This is a genomic window from Pseudonocardia nigra (assembly GCF_019396355.1).
Classification (GTDB): Bacteria; Actinomycetota; Actinomycetes; order Mycobacteriales; family Pseudonocardiaceae; genus Pseudonocardia; species Pseudonocardia nigra.
The window spans coordinates 1-19,718 of record NZ_JAHKRK010000146.1 but is presented as its reverse complement, the minus strand read 5'-3'; the positions used below and the strand labels follow the sequence as shown (position 1 = coordinate 19,718).

Sequence of the window (19,718 nt, the reverse complement as noted above, 5' to 3'; positions counted from 1 at the left end):
CCTTCTCGGCGTCGGCGAGGTCGCGCTCGGCGGTGGCGGCGGCCGCGCGGCTGCCGGGCAGCTCGCGGTCGCGGGCCGTGGCCTCGTCGCGGGCCCAGCCGAGCAGGGCCTCCCAGCCCGCGAGGACGTCGTCGCCGTCGACGGCTGGGGCACCGAACGGCACGAGCGGATCGCGGGCGCTGCGCAGCGCGGCCGCGGCCGCGGCGACATCCGCGCGGACCCGCTCGACCGCGCCCGCCGCCGCGTCGCGCTCCCGCCGGGCCGCCCGCAGGGAGGCGTCGGCCTCCTCCGCGGCGCCGGCGAGCCGATCGAGCTCCGCGAGCGCCTCGTCGATCTCGATGGCCTCCGGGACGTCGGCCGCGGCGGGCAGCACGCCCACCAGCCCCGACCGCCACCGGGTGATCGCGGCCTGCAGCCGCTCGACCTCCGCGGCCGCGCGCGCCTGTGCCGCCCTGCACGCCGCCTCCTGCCTGCCGGCCTCGTCGTGGGCGCGCTCGGCCTCGGCGACGGCGCTCTCGTGCTCGCCCAGGTCGACGCCGGGTAGCGCGGGCGGCAGCGTCGCAACCGTCTGCGCGCACACCGGACAGACGTCGCCGGCGGCGAGCGCGGGCCGCAGCGTGGCCGCGAGATCGGCCCGCGCCGCGAGCGTGCGCTGCTCGCGGGCGTGATCGAGGCGGTGGCGGGCGTCGGCGACCCGCGCCGCGGCGGCGGTGACCTCGCGCTCGGCCGCAGCGACGCGCTCGACGGCAGCGCGGTGCTCGCGCTCGGCGGCGTCGAGCTCACGCCGGTCGCGGCGGGCCTGCTCCAGCGGGCCGCGGACCGGGGCGGCCGCCAGCACGGCCCGGGCCCCGGTGTCGGCGGTCTCGGCGACGGCGAGAGCCGCGTCGGCACGGTCGAGCGCCGCCACGGCGGCGGCGCGCCGCTGGTCGAGCTCGTCGAGCCCGGCCGGGACGGTGAGCGCCAGCAGCCCGTCACGCTCGGCGGTGTGCCGGCGGACGGCGTCCTGCGCGGCGGCGAGTGCCTGCGCGGCCGCGTCGCGTGCGCCGCGGGCCTCGTCGACGGCGGCACGGGCGTCGGCGGCGTCGCCAGCAGCCGTGACGTAGGCGGCTCCCGCCTTCTCGTGACGTTCCCGGGCCCCCGGCAGCTCGGCCACGCAGCCGGCGAGCTCGGCGTGGTGGCGGCGTGCCTGTTCCAGCGGCCCCCTGGCGGGAGCGGCCGCGAGCCGCTCCCGGGCCGCGGTGTCGGCGGCCTCGGCCGTGGCGGTGCGCTCCGCGGCCTCCGCCTGCGCGGTGGCGGCGGCGCGCTGCCGCGCGTCGAGATCGGCGAGGCCGGCGGGGACCTGCAGGGCCGCCAGCTGCTCGCGTTCGCCGCGCACCCGTTCGACCTGTGCCTCGGTCGCGGTGAGCGCCGCCGTGGCCGCCACGAGCGCCGGCACAGCGCTGCGCACCCGCTCGGCGAGCGCCGTCAGCTCGGTCACCCGATCGGCCGCCTCCTGCTCCGCCTCGGGGGTGGCGTCGGCGTACGCCGCGAGCTGCTCGCCGAGCACCTCGGCCCGCTGCCGCTGGGCGGCGGCCTCGCTGTTGGCCTCGCGGGCGATCACGTCGTACACCCCGAGGCCGAGGATGCGCACCAGCTTCTCCTGGCGCTTGCGCGGCTCGGTGTGCAGGAACTCGGCGAAGTCGCCCTGGGGCAGCACCACGCACGTGCAGAAGTCGGCGAACGGCAGGCCGAGGAGCTCCTCCACCGCCTTCGTGACCGGGCCCGCGCCGTCGGCGAGCGGCTCGGTGTCCTCGTCGACGCCGCCGAGACCGGACGGGTCGCGCAGCCGCTCCAGCCGGGCGCCGCGCACCGACACGCTCCCGGAGGCGGCGCGCCGCAGCTCCCGCGCGACGACGTAGCGCGCCGACCGCCCGTCGCCCGCGGCGAGGTCGAACACGAGCCGGACCGTGCCGCGGTTGACCGTGGGCGCCAGCGCCAATGCGACCGTGCGGGCGTTGTCCCACCGCGGCACGGAGCCGTAGAGGGCGAACGTCATCGCGTCGATCACCGTGGACTTCCCCGCGCCGGTGGGCCCGACGAAGGCGAAGTAGTCGGCGCCGGTGAAGTCGACGGTGGTGGGCTCCCGGAAGGACGCGAAGCCCGCGATCTCCAGCAGGACCGGGCGCATCAGGCGCCACCGCCCCGCGTGACGTTGTCGTGCAGCCGCGCGAACAGCTGCTCGACGCGCGGATCCTCCACCGCCCGGCTGCCGAGGTACTCCCGGAACAGCTCCGAGGGGCTGCGCTCGGCCCCCGTCGCACTCGACGGCCGGGCCGTGGTGACGGGCGCGGCGAACTCCGGGTCGATGCGCACCTCCAGCGCGTTGGGCAGCAACGCCGTGACCTCCTCCCGCAGCCCTGCGCGGGCGGGCTCGCGCACCCACACGCGCAGGAAGTCGTCGCCGACGGTGTCACGCAGCACCGACAGTTCCGCGACGGTGCCGCGCAGCGTCCGCAGCCGACGCCCCGCGGTGATCGGGATGTCGGTGACCGTGGCGGGGGTGCCGGGCGCGGCCTCGACCAGGCAGACGACCGGGGTGTTGTCCTGCTCGCCGAAGTCGATCGCCATCGGCGCGCCGCAGTAGTGGACCGGGCAGGGGGCGTCCATCCGCTGCCTGCGGTGCAGGTGCCCGAGCGCGACGTAGTGCGTCTCGACCGGGAAGATCGTGGCGGGCACGGCGTACTCGAAGATCGACTGCGCGGCGCGCTCGCCGCCGCCGAACTTGCCGTTGAGCACGGTGAGGTGGGCCATCACGAGGTTGACCGCGTCGTCGCGGAACCCCGCGGTGAGGGTGGCGAGGATGTCGCGCAGCAGCTGGTCGTAGGCGCCGGTGTTGCCCGCCGGGGTGTTCGTGACGAGCTCGGCGGCCCGGACGGCGTAGCGCTGGGACAGGAACGGCAGCACCGCCACCGTGGCCCGCTCCCCCGTGGAGCGCGCGGTGAACTCGACGACCCCGCCCCGCTCCGCCGTGCGCACCGATCCCACCAGCGTGATCCCGGCGGCGCCCGCCAGCGGCCGGTAGGCGTCGAGGGTGGCGGCGTGGTCGTGGTTGCCGCCGATCGCGATCACCTCGGCCCCGGTGCGGGCCAGGCTCATCAGCGTGCGGATCACGAGCTGCTGGGCCTGCGCGGACGGGGCCGCGGCGTCGTAGAGGTCGCCCGCGATCAGCACCGCGTCGACCTCGTGCTCCCGCGCGATCGCGACGATCTCGCGGAGCACCTCGCGCTGCTCGTCGAGGCGGGAATGACCCTTGAGCGTCTTGCCGACATGCCAGTCGGAGGTGTGCAGGAGGCGCATCAGGCGGCCATCGTATGCGGCGCGTCCGACAGTCCCCGGCAACCGCTCGGCGCGCCCACCATCGCGGTTCGCTGCCGGCCCGCCGCCTCCCGGATGGAGGGCTCACTCCGCCTCGTTCGCCGCGGCCCCGCCCAGCCGGTAGGGGGTGGTGACGCCCTCGTACATCAGGTGTGCCACGAGCCCCTCGGTCGCGTGCGGCAGGTTGTGGCAGTGGTCCATCCAGACCCCGGGGTTGTCGGCGACGAACGCGATGTCGTAGGTCTCGCCGTCGGCGACGTCGATGGAGTCGAACCACCACGGGCTCCCGGTGGCCGCGACGCCGTCCCGGGCGAGGACGACGGCGTGGTGGCCGTGCAGGTGCATCGGGTGGACCTCGCCGCTGTCGTTCACCACCCGCATCCGCACGACGTCCCCCTCGGTCACCATGAACATCGGGACGTCGGGGAACAGACGCCCGTTCACCGTCCACCAGAGGCCGGGCACGCCGTCGAGGAAGCCGGGCCGCCGCCCGATGACGTAGTCGAACGAGCGGGTCGCCGCGGCCGGGTCGAAGCCGAGCGGGGCGGGGGCGCCGTAGCTCAGCAGGTCGAGGTCGCACGCGGGCCGCGGGGTGCGCGCAACGTCGGCGCCGCCGAGCAGCACGGCGGCCGCGCCGCCCATCTCCACGCGGATGCCGGCGCCGTCGCCGGGCATGTCGATCTCGAGGTCGGCCCGCCCTCCCCCGGTGAGCTCCAGTGCGACGTCGGCGACGACGCCCGGCTCGTGCAGATCGGTGCCGTCGACCGAGACCACGCGGAACGGCGCGCCCGCCACCCACACCGGCATCGGGCCGTTGTCGGAGTTGCTCACGCGCAGGCGGACGCGGCTGCCGGCTGACGCGTCGATCCGCGTCTCCCCGATCCGGCCGTTGATCGTGCGCTCCCCGTCGTAGACGTGGACGAGCGCGAGCGCATCCACCGCGGCCGCGGCGCCACCCGGCGGAGTGATCACCACGGCGCCGAACAGGCGCGCTGGACCTGCTCGTGCGACACCTGATGGGAGTGGTACCAGAACGTGCCGACCTGCTCGGCCCGGAACCGGGAGGTGTGGGAACCGCCGACGGGGACGGCGTCCTGGGTGACACCGGCGACACCGTCGGCCGCGTTCGGCACGTCGATGCCGTGCCAGTGCAGCGTGACGCCGTCGGGCACCGACTCGTTGACCAGCCGCACCTCCACCAGCTGGTGCTGTTCGGCTGTGATCGTGGGCCCGGGTGAGGACCCGTTGAGGGTGTAGCCCTCGACCGGCTCACCGGACGCGAGCCGGAACGACTCCTGCCGCGCCGCCAGGGTGACCGCGACGTCGGGCGGGCCGGTGGACGTCTCGGCGAGCGAGTCGACGGTGAGCGGCTCGACGCCGCGTCCCTCGCCGCCGTGGCCGTGGTGCGGCCGTGCGGCGCCGCCGTCGTCGCGGTACCCCATGTCCATCACGGAATACGTGCCCGGCAGCAGGCTCGCCTGCCACATCCAGCCCAGCGGTGCGAGCGCGACGAGTGCGGCCACCGCGGCGAGAACGGTTCGTGTCCTCGCCGCGGTTCTCGCGCGCACCATGGTGCGGCCAGACAGCTAGACGTCCGCGGTGCCGCGTGCCGCGGTCGGGTGCTCCGCCCTGATCGCAGCCTCGGCGTGCTTCGCCGCGATGACCGCGAACGCGAACAGCGCGATCGCGAGGACGCCGTGCACCATCCCGAGCTCGGGCATGCCGCGGGCGAACACGCCCAGCAGCACCTGCGCCACGACCGTGAGCAGCACGATCCCGGCCCACATGATCCCGCCCGGTACCTAGACGGCTCCTCCCCGCGGTCACAGCGGAAGGCCGGCGGCCCGATCCTGCTGACCGGGACACGGGATACGCGGCTACTCGGCTGCGGCAGGCCCGCCGTTACCTCGATGGCGTCGACTTCCGCCCGAACGCGGCGATCCCGCGGATCGGCCCTGGCCTACTAGAGCCGCGGGTCGGGCGCCCCGGCCGGGAGCGGACGGTCGGGGTGCGGGGTGGCGCGGTAGAGGTGCACCGACACGGCGGCGAGCCAGGCCCATGCGGCGATCACCGCGAACTAGAAGCCGAGGACGATCGCGGGGTTGCCGGAGTCGGCGGCGATGCCGACGAACCCCGCCAGGAAGACGATCGCGGTGATGCGCGAGTACCAGGCCCAGTCGGCGCGGCCCCGGCGGGCGAAGCGGTGCGCGAGCACGAAGCACGCCGCGACGAGGCACACGAACCCGAGCCCCGCGGTGACCAGGTGCAGGAACCCGGCAACCGTCGGGGTGGCCGGTGGCCCGTCGGGCGTGCCGGGTGGGAACCCGAACATCGGGTCGGCCGGGAACACGCCTGCCCCGATCAGTCCCACCCCGTAGGCCGCGAGCAGCGCCGGGGCCCAGGTCGCGGCCGGCCCGGGGCGCATCGCCCGGCGGACGCCGACGGCGGCGACGACGACCATCACGCCGGTAACGATGAGGTTGGTGACCTGGATCCAGCCGTACGGGCCGTTCGCCAGCAGGCTCAGGTCGTGGCGGGTGAACTCGTAGCCGTCCCGCAGGAGCCCCTGCACGATCCCGACGACGAGGTAGAAGGCGCCTGCCAGAACGCCGTAGCCCAGCAGGGACCGGGTCACCGCCGCGGCGCGGTCGAAGGACGGCCGGGCGGCCCGGCCGCCACTGGTGGTGCTGTCCGTGGTCATGCACATCCCCCTCCGTTCGGTACTGCACAGGACAGTACCGAGACCGCATACTCGCCGACCAGGCCTTTCTTTGCGCCGGCAGTACGGTGACACCGTGCAGTCCGGAAGTCGCGAGTCCGACGCCCTCATCGTGCGCATCCCCTCCACCGCACCCGATCGTGGCCGCCGCGCCGCCCCGCCCGGTCGCGGGCCCGACGCCCGCACCCTGCGCACGCGCGTCGCCGTCGTCGAGGCCGCGACCGCCCTGTTCCTCCAGCACGGCTACCAGCGCACGAGCACCGAGGACATCGCGCGCGCCGCCGGCGTCTCCAAGCGGACCGTCTACAACAACTTCGCCGACAAGGAAGCGCTCTTCACCGAGATCGTCCTCGGCATCACGGCCACTGCCGAGCGCTTCGCGGACGAGGTCGTCGCGACGCTGCGGGACGCCGAGGACGTCCCCGCCGCGCTGCACACCCTGGCCCGCCGCCACCTCGAGGTGGTGACGCGACCCCAGATCCTGCAGCTGCGGCAACTGCTCATCGCCGAGGCCCGCCGTTTTCCCGCGCTGGCCCGCGAGTACCACCGCGGCGCACCGGGCCGCGTGATCGACGCGCTCGCCGTCGCGTTCCGGGAGCTCGCCGAGCGCGGCGCACTGAACGCGCCCGACCCGCAGCGGGCAGCGGAGCACTTCGCGTTCCTGGTGCTCGGCGCGTCGTTGGACCGCGCGATGTTCGCCGCCGATGCCACCCCGCCCTCGACCGAGGAACGCGACCGCATCGCCGACGACGGGGCACGCGTGTTCCTCGCGGCGTACCGGGCTCGCTGATCGGACGCCCGCGAAGGCCGCCGGCGTTGCAGCAAAGCCACGTTCACGCAACGTCATTGCAGGAAAGTGGCTTTGCTGCCGCTACGTCCTCACGGCCGCTGCTCTGCCTGCTGCTGTGCGAGCGCCTGGCCGATGACGCGTACGCCGTCGGGGAACGCGCCGGGGTTCGGGCCGGAGTAGTTGAGCCGGAGGTAGGCGCCGGTGGGTTCGGCGGGGAACCATTCGTCGCCGGGGGCGATGACGACTCCGGCGGTCTCGCAGTCCCGGACGAGCCGTGCCAGGTCGGTGGTGTCCGGCAGCCGCACCCAGAGGTGCAGCCCTCCCTGGGGTACGGCTTCCAGGCGGGCGGTGGGGGCGTGTTCTCGGAGTGCGGCGACAAGGAGGTCGCGGCGGGCGGCGAGTTGGTGGCGGAGGCTGCGCAGGTGGGTGCGCCAGGCGGGTTGGGTGACGACGTCGAGCGCGACGGCTTGCAGGACGCCGCTGACGTACATGGATTCGGCCTGGGCATCGACGAGGATGCGTTCGCGGGCGGGGCCGCGGGCGATGACCCCGGCGATGCGCACGGCCGGCGACACGCTCTTGGTCAGCGATCGCAGGTGGACGACATGCCCGCTGTCGTCCCGCGCGGCGATCGGGGCCGGGTCCGCGGTGATGCCGAAGTCGTGTGCCCAGTCGTCCTCGATGAGGAACGCGCCGTGCCGGCGCACGATGTCGAGCACGTGATCGGCCAGGGTCGGAGGCCAGCACGCGCCGGTGGGGTTGGCGAAGTTCGGTTGAGCGTAGAACGCCCGCGCCCCGGTCTGCGCGAATGCGCGTGCCAGCTCGTCCGGGTCGGGTCCGTGCGTGCCGCTGGGGACGGGCACGACCTGCACGCCTGACTGCGCGGCGGCGAGGATCGCACCCCAGTAGCTCGGCGACTCCATCAGCAGGGGCCGGCCCGCGCCGACGAGGGCGCGGAAGGCGGTGCTCAGCCCGCTCTGGTTGCCGGGGAAGATCACGACGTCGCTCGGTGTCGGGGGGGCGATCCCGACCGGGGTCGCCGTGCCCAGTTCGGTCGCGAACCACGCCTGCAGCTCTGGGAGCCCCGCAGTCGGCGGACGGTTCACGGCGGCATCGCTGCGGGCCGATCGGGTGAAAGCGGCCCGGACCAGACGCTCGGGCAGCAGCTCCCGGTCCGGGTAGCCCGAGTGCAACGCGATCACGTCGTTCGGGGTGGTCCGCATCGCGGTGGACAGTTGCGGAATGCGGTTCGGTGGCGACCCGAGTGCCCCGGTCTGCCATCCGTAGTCGTTCGGGCGGGCCGCGCGGACCGCACGAACGAAGGTCCCTACGCCGGGACGACTCTCCACCATCCCCTGCGACGTCAAAGTCCGCAGCGCCTTCTGCACGGTGACCGGGCTCGCCCCGTACTGCGCGACCAGTGCCCGCGTGGACGGCAGCTGCGCACCCGGCGCAGCCGCCGCGATCCACTCGCGGAGTCCCGCGACGATCCGCGAGCCGCTATCGTTGGACATGAAGCAGGATAGTAGCGCTACTCTCCCGAAGGCTCCGGTGCTATCCCCGTCGCGCGCCGGTCTCCGGTGGGGTCTGCTCGGGGTCGCAGCGTTCTCGTTCACCGTCCCGTTCACCCGGGTCGCCGTCGACGCCGGCGGGATGTCACCGCTGTTCATCGGTTCCGCCCGTGCGGTCATCGCCGCGCTGCTCGCCGCCGCCGCGCTGGAGATCACGAAACAGCGCCTGCCCCGCGGTGACCAGTGGGCCCGCCTGGCCGTCGTCGCCGCCGGCGTGGTCATCGGCTTCCCCGTGCTGACCTCGTTCGCGCTCACCACCGCACCGGCCAGCCACGGCGCCGTCGTGATCGCACTCCTGCCCGCCGCAACCGCGGTGATGGCCGTGCTCCGCGGGCACGAACGTCCCCCGATGTCGTTCTGGATCATGGCGGCTGTGGGCGCGATCGCCGCGGTCGCATTCGCCACGTTGCAGGGCGGCGGGCTGAGCGGGGCCCACTGGTCCGACCTGCTGCTGTTCGGCGCCGTCGTGGCTGCCGCGATCGGCTATGCGGAGGGCGGGCTCCTCGCCCGTGAGCTCGGCGCCTGGCAGACCGTGTCCTGGGCGCTCGTGCTCTCCGCGCCGTTGATGATCGTCCTCACCGGCATCTCGATGGCCCAGCAGCCCCCGACCGGCACCCCGACCGAGTGGGCCGCGTTCGCCTACCTCGCCATGGTGAGCATGTTCCTCGGGTTCTTCGCCTGGTACCGCGGCCTCGCGATCGGTCCGATGGCGCAGGTCAGCCAGGTCCAGCTCGTCCAGCCCGTGATGAGCATCTGCTGGGCCGCACTGTTCCTGCACGAGCAGCTCACCTGGCCCACCGTCCTCGGCGGTGTCGCCGTGATCGCCTGCGCCGGAATCGCCGTACGGGCCCGGCTGGGGCACACCGGGGTCAGCGCTGCACCGCGGCTGGTTCGGCTGCGCACGTGGGGAACGCGCTGATCAAGGCGCCGACGTCGCCCCGGATCGATCCAGCAGCGACGTTTCCGCCTTGATCGCCGGACTTCCGGCCGGGTCGGGTCGCCCGCGACCGGATCGGGCGGCGGCGAACCCGTCAGAAGGGAGCGTCGTCCTCGTCGTCGACCACGGCGGGCAGCCGGGCGAACGGATCGCGCGGCGCACTGCCGTTCGTGGCGCTCGCACCGTTCGTGCCGGTCGCCGCGGGCGCGTCCCCCGCCGACTCCGACAGCCGCGTCGCCCACGCCGGGAACGGGAACTCGACGGCCAGCGGAACCGGGATCTCCGGCTGCGAGACGAACATCGTGCCCGGCTTGGCGATCGTCGCCCGCGCCCGCTGCGACGGGGGCAGGAAGCCGTACTCCGGGCGGCCGGCCTCGGCGGGATCGAGCCGGCCCACCACTTTGATCGAGGAGTTGGACACGATCCGCCGCTCGACCTCGCTGGCGGTCTGCTGCGCGCCGATCAGGATGATCCCGAGCGACCGGCCGCGCTCGGCGATGTCGAGCAGCACCTCCTTGATCGGGCTGGAGCCCTCCCGCGGCGCGTACTTGTTCAACTCGTCGATCATCGTGAACAGCAGCCCGCCGGGACCTGCCGCCTCCTTGCGGGCCGTCTCGGCGGCCAGGACGACGCCGACCACGAACCGCTGGGCCCGTTCGGGAAGGTTGTGCAGGTCGACGACCGTGACCTGCCGGCCCTCGGTGGTCACCCGGCGGCCCGGGGTGTCGGTGAGGTCGCCGCGGACGATCGAGCGCAGCGGCTTGAGGCTCGACCGCAGCCGTCGCAGGAACGCGTTGATCGTGCCGGTGCCGGTGACCAGGCCCGCCCAGTCCCGCCGCAGGTCCTCGTCGGCGAGCTGATCGGAGACGAACTCGACGAGGTCGTCGTAGGTGCGCAACACCTGCCCGCCCAGCGCGACGGCGCCGTCCCCGACCGGGGTGGCCTCCCGGCGCAGCCGCGCCGCGACCTGGTGGATCACCATCGTGTACTGGTTGCGCTCGTCCTCCGCGTCGGCGAAGACGTAGGGCAGCAGCTCCTCGGCGCAGAACTCGGCGAGCGTCCACCAGAACGCGCTGACGCCGCTGGTGCGGCCGGTGACGTGCGGGCGTCCGGTGAGGTCGTCGGGCGTCGGCGGGGCGAAGAAGCCCGCCGAGGTGAACGGCCCGGCGGGCAGGCCGACGGTGGCGTACGCGGCCCGCAGGTCCTCGTCGAGCCGGGTGTTGGTGTTGTCGAGGAACAGCAGGTCCTCGCCCTTGACGCTGAACACCAGCGCCTTCGCGTTCACCGACCGGCGCCCCAGCACGCCGCTCCGGAAGATCGAGTACAGCAGGAACAGCGCGAAGCTGGTCTTCGTCGCGACACCGGAGATGCCGCTGATCGAGACGTGCCCACCCCGGGTGCCGTCGAGGAACTCCAGGTTGACGAAGATCGGGTCGCCGTCGCGGCCGAGCCCGACCGGGACCTTGCGGTCCATCCGGTCGAAGTAGAGCGCCTGCGCCCGCTCCTCCCCGGTGGCGCGGTGGGCGGGCGCACCGGGCGTCGGCGGGACGTAGCACTCCGGCTCCACCCGCGTGGTCGTCACCTCGGCGATCTCCTGCACCTGCGCGGGCAGCACGCCGTCGGCGATGAGGAAGACGTCCGAGCCGAAGTTGGCGCCCTCGTGCCGTGCGCGCACCTGCGTGACCACGCCCGACGTCATGACCGGCCCGATGCCGGGCACCGGACGGACGGTGACGACCACGTCGTCGAGCTGCAGGTACGACTCCGGGGCGAGGGCCACGCTGAACTGCAGCGGGGTGGAGTCCTCGGTGCCGACGACGAGGCCGACGGGGGCGGGCTGCTCCGACACGTTCCTCCTCGGGGCGGCGAGGGCCCGACGATAGCCGGGGCCGCCGACAGGGCGGACCGGAGCCCGGCCCACCCTTCGCCAATCTTGCGATCACCTGACGCTGCGTAACGGGACCGGTACGTCGCACCGACAGGCCCGATGGACACGCTCCCCGTACGTGACCCCGCACCCCGAGCAGGGACCCGACGCGCGGTGGACATGTCACGCTCTGCAACTAGTTCGTCACGAAAGGTGAATTGTGAAGATCCGCTCCCTCGCGGCGTCGTTCGTCGTCGCCGCGGCCGCCATGCTCCCCCTCGCCGGCGTGGCTTCCGCGCAGCCCGACCGTGACTGCCCCGACTTCGCCAGCCAGGCCGAGGCCCAGGCCGCGCTCGACGCAGCGCCCGGCGACCCCGAGCGCCTCGACGCCGACAACGACGGCATTGCCTGCGAGAGCGAGTTCGGCGAGCCCACCGCCTCCCCGACGCCGGCCCCGGCCGAGGAGACCACCTCCCCGGCGCCGACCCCGGCCGAGGAGACCACCTCCCCCGCCCCGGCCCCGGCCGAGGACACCGCCGGCACCGATGAGGACGCCGACGAGGACGACCAGATCACCGAGGTCCCGCAGGGCGGCGTCGAGACCGGTGACGGCACCGGCGCCGGCGTCGACCCGGCCGTCCTGGCGCTCGGCGGGTTCGCCGCGCTCGGCGTGGCCGCGTTCGCGACCCGGCGGGCCGCCACCGGCCGTCGCTGACCCGGTGATGGCGATCCACCTGCGTACCCACTCCCGCCGGGCCCGTGGCCTGGCGGGGGTGGCGCTCGCGGTCGCGCTGCTCTCGGGCTGCGGCGGCCCGGCGACGTCGGCGCCCACGGCACCGGCGGCGGACGGCCCTGCGGTCGTCGCCCCTGCGGCGTCGGTCGGTGCGCTGTCCGAGGCGCGCCCGACGCGGCTGCTCATCCCGAGCATCGACGTCGACTCCACCACCATGATGGACCTGGGGCTGAACCCGGACCGGTCGCTCGAGGTTCCGCCCGACGGGGCCACGGCGGGCTGGTACACCGGCTCGCCGACCCCGGGCGAGCTCGGCCCGTCCGTGATCGCCGCGCACGTCGACTGGAACGGCGAGGAGGGCGTCTTCTACGACCTCCGCGAGATGGAGCCGGGCGACGAGCTGACCGTCGAGCGGGCCGACGGCAGCACCGCGCGGTTCGAGGTGCTGCGCGTCGAGCAGTACCCGAAGGACGAGTTCCCGACGTCGGAGGTGTACGGCGACGTCGACACCCCGCAGCTGCGGCTGATCACCTGCGGCGGGGAGTTCGACGACGAGGCGCGCAGCTACCGCGACAACGTCGTGGTCTACGCCGGGTTCGTCGGTACGGCCTGAGCACGGAGCTGTACTGACCGCACGAACGGCACTTTCGCACGAACCTGTTGAGCGGAAGTGCCGTTCGCGCGGTGGCGCGTCACTCGGGCGCCGCGACAGCCCGGAGGGCGGCGGCGCGCACGTCCGGGTCGGGGTGGCGGCGCAGCTCCCGCAGCCGCGAACGCCACTCCTGGGGCCATCCCGCCCGGGCGCCCGCCGTCGCGACCAGGGCGACGGCGAGCAGCCCGGCGCCGGCGCCCGCGATCTCCTCGAGGGCATCCACTCCGGCGCCGACGCCGGCCGGGTCCCAGTCCCGCACGTCGAGCTCACCAGCGGCCGCGAGCGCGGCGACCGAGCGGTCGCCGACCAGGGATCCCAGCGCCGCGAGGTCCTCGGCGAACCCCGGCCCCGGCCACAACAGCAGCGCGCGCAGCCGGGCGGCCGCGGCGAGCTCGGTCGGATCGGCCGCGAGCCGCTCGGCCACGGCGCGGACCGGTCCGGGATGGCGACGGGCGACAGCCGCGTTCCGGCACAGCTCGTCCACGAGGTGCGCGAGCCGCTGCCGGCCGGGCCGGTCCCGCAGCGGGTCGGCGTCGGGACCGTCCGGTACGGACATCAGCCCGCGGACGATGGTGGGGAGCAGGTCGGGCGCCGACGTCCAGACCGCCGGGATGAGCGTCGCGTCGGCAGCCGCCCGCCACGTCGCGGTTCCGGTGAGATCGGTGATCGCCCTGCTCAGGTCCGCCGCGGCTCCCGGCGCCCACGGCAGCCAGGCGGCCAGTGCCCGCAGCGCCCCCCGCGCGACGTCGGGGTCCGGGTGACCGGTGAGCCGCCGCACGAGCCCGGCGTACCGGCGGCGGTGGGCCGGCGGGAGCTCGCGGGGCGCGGGCTCCAGCACGGCGCCCGCGAAGAAGCGGTCCTCGCAGCCCGCCTCCTCCAGCGCCGCCCACACCCGGTCGTCGTCGTACCAGGCCCGCAGCGCGGCGAGCGCAGCGATCCGCACGTCGCGCTGCTCCTCGGCCCGCTGCCAGATGTCCAGCAGCGTCTCCAGTGCGCCTTCGGGACGGAACGCGGCCTGCCAGCGGGCGAGCTCCTTCCGGGCCGTGACCTTCGCCGTCGGCGCGTCCGCCAGCAGCGTCGCCAGCCGCGCCGGCGGGATCGCGCGGGCGCAGCGGGCCGCGGCGGAGAGGGCGACCCTGGCACGGTCGGTCCCGCAGCGGGCGAGCAGCGCCTGGAATGCGTCCTCGGGGCGGTCGCCCCTGCCGAGCCCCGTCAGCGCTGCCTCGGCGAGGAGGACGTCGGGGTCGTCGAGCAGGCCCCGCACCGCGGCCGGGTCGCCGGGCAGCGCGGCGAGGGTGGCGACGAGCCGCGCCCGCGTCGCCCGGTCCAGTGCGGGGTCCGCGATCGCGGAGCGCAGCAGTGAGGCGTAGCCCCGCGAGTGGACCGAGGACCATCCCAGCGCCGTCGCGGGCGGCAGGAGGGGGATCCAGCGCCGCCCGGACGTGCCGAACCGGCCCTGCAACCGCCTGCCGGACAGCACCAGCGCGTCCAACGGACCCGTGTGCCGCCGCACCACGGCGGCGAGCACCGGCGGGAGCACCACCAGCGACTCGTCCAGCTGCAGCAGGTCGGCCACGCGCGCCGACCGGCCCCGCCGGGGCGCAAGCCACACCTCGGCCGCCGACCGCACCACGTCGTGCGTGCCGGTGCGGACCGCGAGCCGCACGAGCTCCTGCAGCTCCGGCATCTTCCAGGCCCGGCTGCCGAGCGCACGGACGAGCGCCAGCACCGGCCCCGCCCGGCCGGTGCGGACGGCCGCCGTCAGCGGTGCCCTCATCCGCGCGAACACCGCATGCTCCTGTTCCCGGGGCAGCTGCCGGAGGGCCGGACCGACCAGGGCCGCGGCCTGCCACGCCCCGAGGCGCTCCACCGTCGCGAGGGCCCACTCCAGCAGCACGGACCGGGCGGGCCACGGGTGCGCCACGATGCCCAGGACGAGCCGGTGCAGTGCGTCGCGTGCGGTCGCCGAGGTGTCCCTGGCGTCGACGGCACCGGTGACGATGCGCTCCAGTGCGGGCACGACGGCGTCCTCGAACAGCGCCGGACGCACCCGCGCGACGGCGGCCAGCAGTCGGGCACGCACGGGGTCGCGCTCGTTCGGGATCCGGTCGAGCCCGTCGAGCACCGCGGTGACGGCCCCTGGGTCCCCGGTCGCGGCGGCGCACCGCACCAGCAGCTCGTGGCCCAGGGCGCGCTCGTCGGCGTCGGCGCTGCGGGTGGCGGCCTCGAGCACCGGCCGGGCCTGCGGGAACGGCAGGAACCGGGTGACGCGCAAGGTCGCCGTGGGACGGTCCGCGACCGCGGGCACGGCGAGCATCCGCCGCGCCTCGGCGTGCCTGCGGTCGTGCGGCAGGAGGGCGAGGACCTCGTCGGGCAACAGCGCGGCGGTGAGGTCGCGGTGCGCGTGGGCGAGGTCGAACACGGCGGCCCGGCGGGCGGGCGGCAGCCCGCGCAGGAGCTCGACGAGCAGCCGCTGCGCCGGCCCGGACGCCCGCAGCAGGGCACCGATCTCGGCGTTGGGCAACGCGGTGAGCCGGGTGCGGGCGGCACGTCCCACGTGACGGCGGGCGAGCTGGGTGACGCGCTCCGGCTCGGCCAGCACGAGCCGCACCACCCGTGCGGCGTCCACCCCGAGCAGCCGGGCCAGGTACGGCAGCAGCGCGGTGGGCAACGGCCCGATCAGCCTGCGCTCGCACAGACCGAGCAGTCCGGCCGGATCGTGCTCGGCGAGGGCCCGCACCAGCCCGGCCGATGCCGTCCACCACGCGGCGCGGGCCTCCACCGGCAGCGCCGCCAACTCGGCGTCGGCGTACGCGGCGACCGGTCCGGGGTGCCGCCGCGTCATCGCGTGCCAGCTCCTGACCGCGTACCCGACCTCGGGCAGCAGCCGCTCGACGACCGACGGGGAGCAGGCCGGCAGCAGCCGCGCCGCCTCCCCGTCGCCCCACCGGTCCCGCACCCCGGGGAGCAGGGCGTCGGCCAGCTCGCGGTGCCCACCGGTGCGCAGCCAGGTGTAGGCGCGGCGCCGATCGACGAGTGCACCCTCGGCGAGCACCGCGCGAACGGCCGCCTCCGGCAGCGCACTCGCGGCGAGTGCGCGCGCCCGGACCTGCGGGTACGGGTCCCGCGCCGCCGCGTCGAGGTGCGCAACGTCACCGGTCGCGACGGCCATCGTGACGGCCAGTCCGCGGGCGTACGGGTCGCGCCCGCCGAGGTCGGTGAGCAGGGCGGCCCGCGCCGCCGGATCCGCGGCGCGCGCGACCGCGACCGCCCGTCGGACCCGGTCACCGGGGTCCAGCGGGGTGATCTCGTCGAGCAGCCGGTCGGCGGACGTCATGAGCCCGGATCGTGCCGTGTCCGGCGGACGCGCGCGATGGGTCGCGCCGCGTTTCGGAGCCGTCATGCTGTTTCGGCCCCTCGCCCGCAGCACCTCGGCTCCGAAGTGCTCATCCGGTGCGGAGGCGGTACAGGTGCTCCGGTCGCCCGGCTCCGCCGTACCGCGGGGCCCGCCGCACCAGTCCTTCCTGGGTGAGGTACTCCAGGTAGCGGCGCGCCGTCACGCGCGAGACCCCGAGCTCGTCGCCGACGTCGTGGGCAGAGCGCGCATCCCGTGCGCGGTCGAGCATCGCCACGACGGCGCCGAGCGTCTCGGCGCTCATCCCCTTGGGCGGCGCCGCGGCATCCCCGGCACCGCGCAACGTCGCCAGCGCACGGTCGACCTCGCCCTGGTCGGCGGCCGTGCCGCTGCGCGCCACCTGGCGCCGGTACTCGGCGTAGCGCTCCAGCCGCTCGCGGAACGCCGCCGCCGTGAACGGTTTCAGCAGGTACTGCACGACCCCCTGGGCCACGAGCGTCCGGACGACGGCGAGATCGCGCGCCGATGTCACGGCCATGACGTCGACGAGGTGACGGCTCGAGCGGATGGCCCGGCAGACGTCGAGCCCGCTCATGTCCGGCATGTAGAAGTCGAGCAGCACCAGGTCGGCGGGCGCCCGCTCCAGCATCGCCAGTGCCACGCCGCCGGAGTGGGCGACGCCCGCGACCGCGAAACCCGGCACGCGCGTGACGTACTGCGCGTGCCCCGCCGCGATCGCGGGGTCGTCGTCGACGACGAGCACGGTGATGGGGGTACTCATGACCGGGCCGCCCCGGCGGTCTGCCGCGGCAGCGCGACGGTGAACACCGCGCCCCGGCCGGGCCCGCCGCCGCCGCCGTCCACCTCGATCGTGCCGCGGTAGGACCGCACGACCTGCTCGACCAGCGCCAACCCCAGCCCTCGCGGGTGGGTCCCGCCCCGCTTGGTGGTCCAGCCCCGGCGGAACACCTCGCCGGGGGACACGCCGCCCAGGCCGGGGCCGGAGTCCTCGACCCGCACCACGAGGCCGGCGTCGTCGTCCACGACGGACACGTGCACGGTGTGCGGGGCCGGCGCCGCCAGCGCGGCGTCCACGGCGTTGTCCAGCAGGTTGCCCACCACGCTCACGAGGTCACCGGGCAGCACGTCGGTCTCGCGCAGCCGCGTCTGCGGGCTGACGACCAGCTCGACGCCGCGCTCGTGCGCCTGCGCCACCTTCCCCAGCAGCAGGGCGGCCAGCGCGGGCTCCTCCACCGCGTCGAGCAGCCGGTCCGCCAGTTCCTGCGATGTCCGGAGCTCGGCGACCGCGAACTGCACGGCCTCCTGCGGCCTGCCCAGCTCCACCATCATGACGACGGTGTGCAGGCGGTTCGCCGCCTCGTGGGCCTGGGCGCGCAGCGCCTCGGCGAAGCCGCGCACGCTGTCCAGCTCCTGGGTGAGGCCGAGCAGCTCGGTGTGGTCGCGCAGCGTCGTCACGGTGCCCAGGTACTGGCCGTCGCGCCGGGTCGGCGACTGGCTCACGACGACGACGTGGTCCCCCGCGATCACGAGCTCGTCCTGCGCGGACATCCCGGAGGCCAGCAGGTCGCGCACCCCGTCGGGCAGGGGCAGCGCGGCGACCGGGCGTCCCTCGTGGTCCTCGTCCAGGCGCAGCAACCGGACGGCCTCGTCGTTGGCGAGCACGAGCCGCCGGTCGGCGTCGACGACGACGAGCCCCTCGCGCACGGCGTGCAGGACGGCGTCGTGGTGCTCGTACATGCGCGTGATCTGCTGCGGTCCGAGGCCGAGGGTCGATCGGCGCACCCACCGGCTCACGAGCAGCGAGGCGAGACCTGCCGCCCCGACGGCGAGCAGGCACACCGCGAGCAGCGTGGGCACCTTGCCCGCCACCCGCTCACCGATGCTGCTGGTGACGATGCCGACCGAGACCAGACCGATCACGTGACCGCCGGCGTCCACCACGGGGACCACCGCACGCACCGACGGGCCGAGCGTGCCGGTGTAGGTCTCGGTGAACGACTCGCCGCGGAGGGCGGGCTCGGTGGTGCCGATGAACTCCTTCCCGATCACTGCCGGGTTCGGGTGCGTGTAGCGGATGCGGCCCGGAGTCATGATCACGACGAAGTCGACGGCCGAGGCGACGCGCACCGACTCCGCGAGCGGCTGCAGCCTGCGCTCGGGGTCGCCGGTCACCACCGCCTCGATCACGACGGGAACGTGCGCCACCGTCTCGGCGAGGGAGATGACCTTGTCGCGGGCCTGCTCCGTGGCCGTCCGGCGTTGGTCGAGGTAGGTCAGCGCGCCTCCGACGGCCACCACTCCGACGACGATCACGACCTGCAGCGCGAGGAGCTGGCGCGCCAGGCCGAGTCGTCGCAACCCGATCCGCACCGGCACAGTCTGCGGGCAGGTCCGTCCGGGCGGAAGGCGAGCGACCTTTAGTTACAGAAGCCTTCCCAAGCCGGGCGTCCTCCACCAGTATCCGCATCGATTCGATGCATCGGTGGATGAATACGGGCCCGACATCGGTCGCTCCGAGGCAGGAAAGGACGAACATGATGGGACGACAAGGACGTCGTTCGGCTCTCGCGGTGCTGCTGCTCGCGGGGACGATCGCCCTGAGCGCGTGCGGCGCCCGCGGCGCAGGCGCAGGCGGCGGTGGCGGCGACGGCGCGGCGGGCGGCGAGACCTTCACGATCAAGCTCTCGCACGTGGTGACCCCGGCGACGCCGAAGGGCCAGGCCGCGGAGAAGTTCAAGGAGGTCGTCGAGGAGCGCTCCGGCGGCCGGATCACCGTCGAGATCTACCCGAACTCCGAGCTCTACGGCGACAAGGACGAGCTGCAGGCCCTGCAGTCGAACAGCGTACAGATGCTCGCTCCCGCCAGCGCGAAGTTCACGACCGTCGCGCCCGCCCTCCAGGTGCTCGACCTGCCGTTCCTGTTCGACACCGTCGAGGACATCCCCGACGTCGTCTCGCCCGACTCGGCGGCCGGCCGGGCGATCTACGAGAACGAGGCGCTCGCCGCCAACAACATCAAGGTCCTCGGTCTCTGGGACAACGGCCTCAAGCAGCTCTCGTCGAACACGGAGATGCGCACCCCGGCCGACCTCGCCGGCCTGAGCTTCCGCATCCAGCCGTCGGACGTGCTGCGCAGCCAGTTCGAGCGCTGGGGCGCCAGCTCGACCCCACTCGCGTTCGCCGAGGTCTACAACGCCCTCCAGCAGGGCGTGGTCGACGGCCAGGAGAACCCGTACTCGAACATCGAGTCGCAGAACATGCACACGGTGCAGAGCCACATCACGGCGTCGAACCACGGCTACATCGGGTACGTCCTGGTGATCAACAATGAGTTCTTCGAGAGCATGCCCGCCGACCTGCAGGAGATCGTCCAGGCGTCGGCCGACGAGGCCAGCACCTACAACCGCGAGGTCGCGGCGCAGCTGAACGAGGAGGCCCGAACCACCATCGAGCAGGCGGGAACCACCACGATCCTGGATCTCACCGACGAGGAGCGCCAGGCGTTCCGGGACGCCGTCGTGCCCTCGGTCTGGCAGCAGTACGCCGACGTGATCGGGCCGGAGCTCATCGACGCCCTGCTCGCCGAACAGGGCGCCTAGAGCGTGTCCCTTGGATCATGGGACGGGGTCGCGGAGCCAGATCCTGATCGAGGCGACGTCGATGGTTCCGCGGAACATGTAGTCGCGCTTGTCGTAGCGGGTGGCGACCGCGCGGTGGCC

Annotated in this window: 16 protein-coding genes; 5 read left to right on the top strand and 11 right to left on the bottom strand. The window is 74.5% G+C overall.

Annotated features, from left to right (window positions below; translation table 11 throughout):
- From KME75_RS27925 to KME75_RS27900, 6 genes are all read right to left on the bottom strand, one after another.
- The coding region (locus tag KME75_RS27925; protein WP_219417868.1) for an AAA family ATPase at window positions 1-2,167 on the bottom strand (2,167 nt) is incomplete at its 3' end.
- The gene (locus tag KME75_RS27920) at window positions 2,167-3,336 is read right to left on the bottom strand and encodes an exonuclease SbcCD subunit D (RefSeq protein ID WP_219417867.1); all 1,170 of its coding nucleotides are present in this window, start codon (window positions 3,334-3,336) and stop codon (window positions 2,167-2,169) included. The genes KME75_RS27925 and KME75_RS27920, both read right to left, overlap by 1 nt.
- Window positions 3,337-3,438: 102 nt before the next feature.
- A complete protein-coding gene (locus tag KME75_RS46145; protein ID WP_219417866.1) occupies window positions 3,439-4,326 on the bottom strand; it encodes a multicopper oxidase domain-containing protein in 888 nt (295 codons plus the stop codon).
- The gene (locus KME75_RS27910) at window positions 4,323-4,877 is read right to left on the bottom strand and encodes a multicopper oxidase domain-containing protein (protein WP_219417865.1); all 555 of its coding nucleotides are present in this window, start codon (window positions 4,875-4,877) and stop codon (window positions 4,323-4,325) included. The genes KME75_RS46145 and KME75_RS27910 overlap by 4 nt, the downstream gene beginning before the upstream one ends.
- 63 nt (window positions 4,878-4,940) lie before the next feature.
- Window positions 4,941-5,141: a hypothetical protein gene (locus tag KME75_RS27905; protein ID WP_219417864.1), complete on the bottom strand. Its 201-nt coding sequence runs from the start codon at window positions 5,139-5,141 to the stop codon at window positions 4,941-4,943.
- A gap of 290 nt (window positions 5,142-5,431) precedes the next feature.
- Window positions 5,432-6,055 carry a DUF998 domain-containing protein gene (locus KME75_RS27900; protein ID WP_246632990.1) on the bottom strand — a complete coding sequence of 208 codons (624 nt, stop codon included), beginning with the start codon at window positions 6,053-6,055 and terminating at the stop codon, window positions 5,432-5,434.
- 94 nt (window positions 6,056-6,149) lie between these two features.
- On the opposite strand from KME75_RS27900, the gene KME75_RS27895 reads away from it, so the two are divergent.
- Window positions 6,150-6,863 (top strand): TetR/AcrR family transcriptional regulator, encoded by a 714-nt coding sequence (locus KME75_RS27895; RefSeq protein WP_308283149.1) that lies wholly within the window; start codon window positions 6,150-6,152, stop codon window positions 6,861-6,863.
- A gap of 89 nt (window positions 6,864-6,952) precedes the next feature.
- Here KME75_RS27895 and KME75_RS27890 read toward each other — a convergent pair whose 3' ends face one another.
- Window positions 6,953-8,377 (bottom strand): aminotransferase-like domain-containing protein, encoded by a 1,425-nt coding sequence (locus KME75_RS27890; protein ID WP_219417863.1) that lies wholly within the window; start codon window positions 8,375-8,377, stop codon window positions 6,953-6,955.
- 37 nt (window positions 8,378-8,414) lie between these two features.
- Here KME75_RS27890 and KME75_RS27885 point away from each other — a divergent pair, with 37 nt between their 5' ends.
- Window positions 8,415-9,353, top strand: coding sequence for a DMT family transporter (locus KME75_RS27885; protein WP_219417862.1), 939 nt, complete (start codon window positions 8,415-8,417; stop codon window positions 9,351-9,353).
- Between the two features lie 112 nt (window positions 9,354-9,465).
- On the opposite strand, the gene KME75_RS27880 is transcribed toward KME75_RS27885, so the two are convergent.
- Complete coding sequence (locus KME75_RS27880; RefSeq protein ID WP_219417861.1) at window positions 9,466-11,220, bottom strand: ATP-binding protein; 1,755 nt, start codon at window positions 11,218-11,220, stop codon at window positions 9,466-9,468.
- Window positions 11,221-11,458: 238 nt separating this feature from the next.
- Between KME75_RS27880 and KME75_RS45200 the strand changes: the two genes are divergently transcribed.
- Together KME75_RS45200 and KME75_RS27870 are read left to right on the top strand one after the other, a co-directional pair.
- Complete coding sequence (locus KME75_RS45200; protein ID WP_308283148.1) at window positions 11,459-11,953, top strand: excalibur calcium-binding domain-containing protein; 495 nt, start codon at window positions 11,459-11,461, stop codon at window positions 11,951-11,953.
- Window positions 11,954-11,960: 7 nt separating this feature from the next.
- The gene (locus tag KME75_RS27870; protein WP_219417870.1) at window positions 11,961-12,584 is read left to right on the top strand and encodes a class F sortase; all 624 of its coding nucleotides are present in this window, start codon (window positions 11,961-11,963) and stop codon (window positions 12,582-12,584) included.
- Window positions 12,585-12,663: 79 nt separating this feature from the next.
- Here KME75_RS27870 and KME75_RS27865 read toward each other — a convergent pair whose 3' ends face one another.
- The 3 genes from KME75_RS27865 to KME75_RS27855 all read right to left on the bottom strand — a co-directional run bounded on the left by KME75_RS27865 (window position 12,664) and on the right by KME75_RS27855 (window position 18,369).
- Window positions 12,664-15,960, bottom strand: a complete 3,297-nt coding sequence (locus KME75_RS27865; protein WP_219417860.1) for a hypothetical protein — start codon at window positions 15,958-15,960, stop codon at window positions 12,664-12,666.
- Window positions 15,961-16,069: 109 nt separating this feature from the next.
- Window positions 16,070-16,759: a response regulator gene (locus KME75_RS27860; RefSeq protein ID WP_219417859.1), complete on the bottom strand. Its 690-nt coding sequence runs from the start codon at window positions 16,757-16,759 to the stop codon at window positions 16,070-16,072.
- Window positions 16,756-18,369 (bottom strand): ATP-binding protein, encoded by a 1,614-nt coding sequence (locus KME75_RS27855; protein ID WP_308283147.1) that lies wholly within the window; start codon window positions 18,367-18,369, stop codon window positions 16,756-16,758. The genes KME75_RS27860 and KME75_RS27855 overlap by 4 nt, the downstream gene beginning before the upstream one ends.
- 164 nt (window positions 18,370-18,533) lie before the next feature.
- Between KME75_RS27855 and KME75_RS27850 the strand changes: the two genes are divergently transcribed.
- Window positions 18,534-19,598, top strand: coding sequence for a DctP family TRAP transporter solute-binding subunit (locus KME75_RS27850; RefSeq protein ID WP_219417858.1), 1,065 nt, complete (start codon window positions 18,534-18,536; stop codon window positions 19,596-19,598).
- Window positions 19,599-19,718: the final 120 nt, after the last annotated feature.

Coding starts and splice junctions, on each gene's coding strand:
- KME75_RS27870 (WP_219417870.1), top strand. CDS start 11,961: ATGGCGATCCACCTGCGTACCCACTCCCGCCGGGCCCGTGGCCTGGCG.
- KME75_RS27850 (WP_219417858.1), top strand. CDS start 18,534: ATGATGGGACGACAAGGACGTCGTTCGGCTCTCGCGGTGCTGCTGCTC.
- KME75_RS27890 (WP_219417863.1), bottom strand. CDS start 8,377: ATGTCCAACGATAGCGGCTCGCGGATCGTCGCGGGACTCCGCGAGTGG.
- KME75_RS27865 (WP_219417860.1), bottom strand. CDS start 15,960: ATGACGTCCGCCGACCGGCTGCTCGACGAGATCACCCCGCTGGACCCC.
- KME75_RS27900 (WP_246632990.1), bottom strand. CDS start 6,055: ATGACCACGGACAGCACCACCAGTGGCGGCCGGGCCGCCCGGCCGTCC.
- KME75_RS27905 (WP_219417864.1), bottom strand. CDS start 5,141: ATGTGGGCCGGGATCGTGCTGCTCACGGTCGTGGCGCAGGTGCTGCTG.
- KME75_RS27920 (WP_219417867.1), bottom strand. CDS start 3,336: ATGCGCCTCCTGCACACCTCCGACTGGCATGTCGGCAAGACGCTCAAG.
- KME75_RS27860 (WP_219417859.1), bottom strand. CDS start 16,759: ATGAGTACCCCCATCACCGTGCTCGTCGTCGACGACGACCCCGCGATC.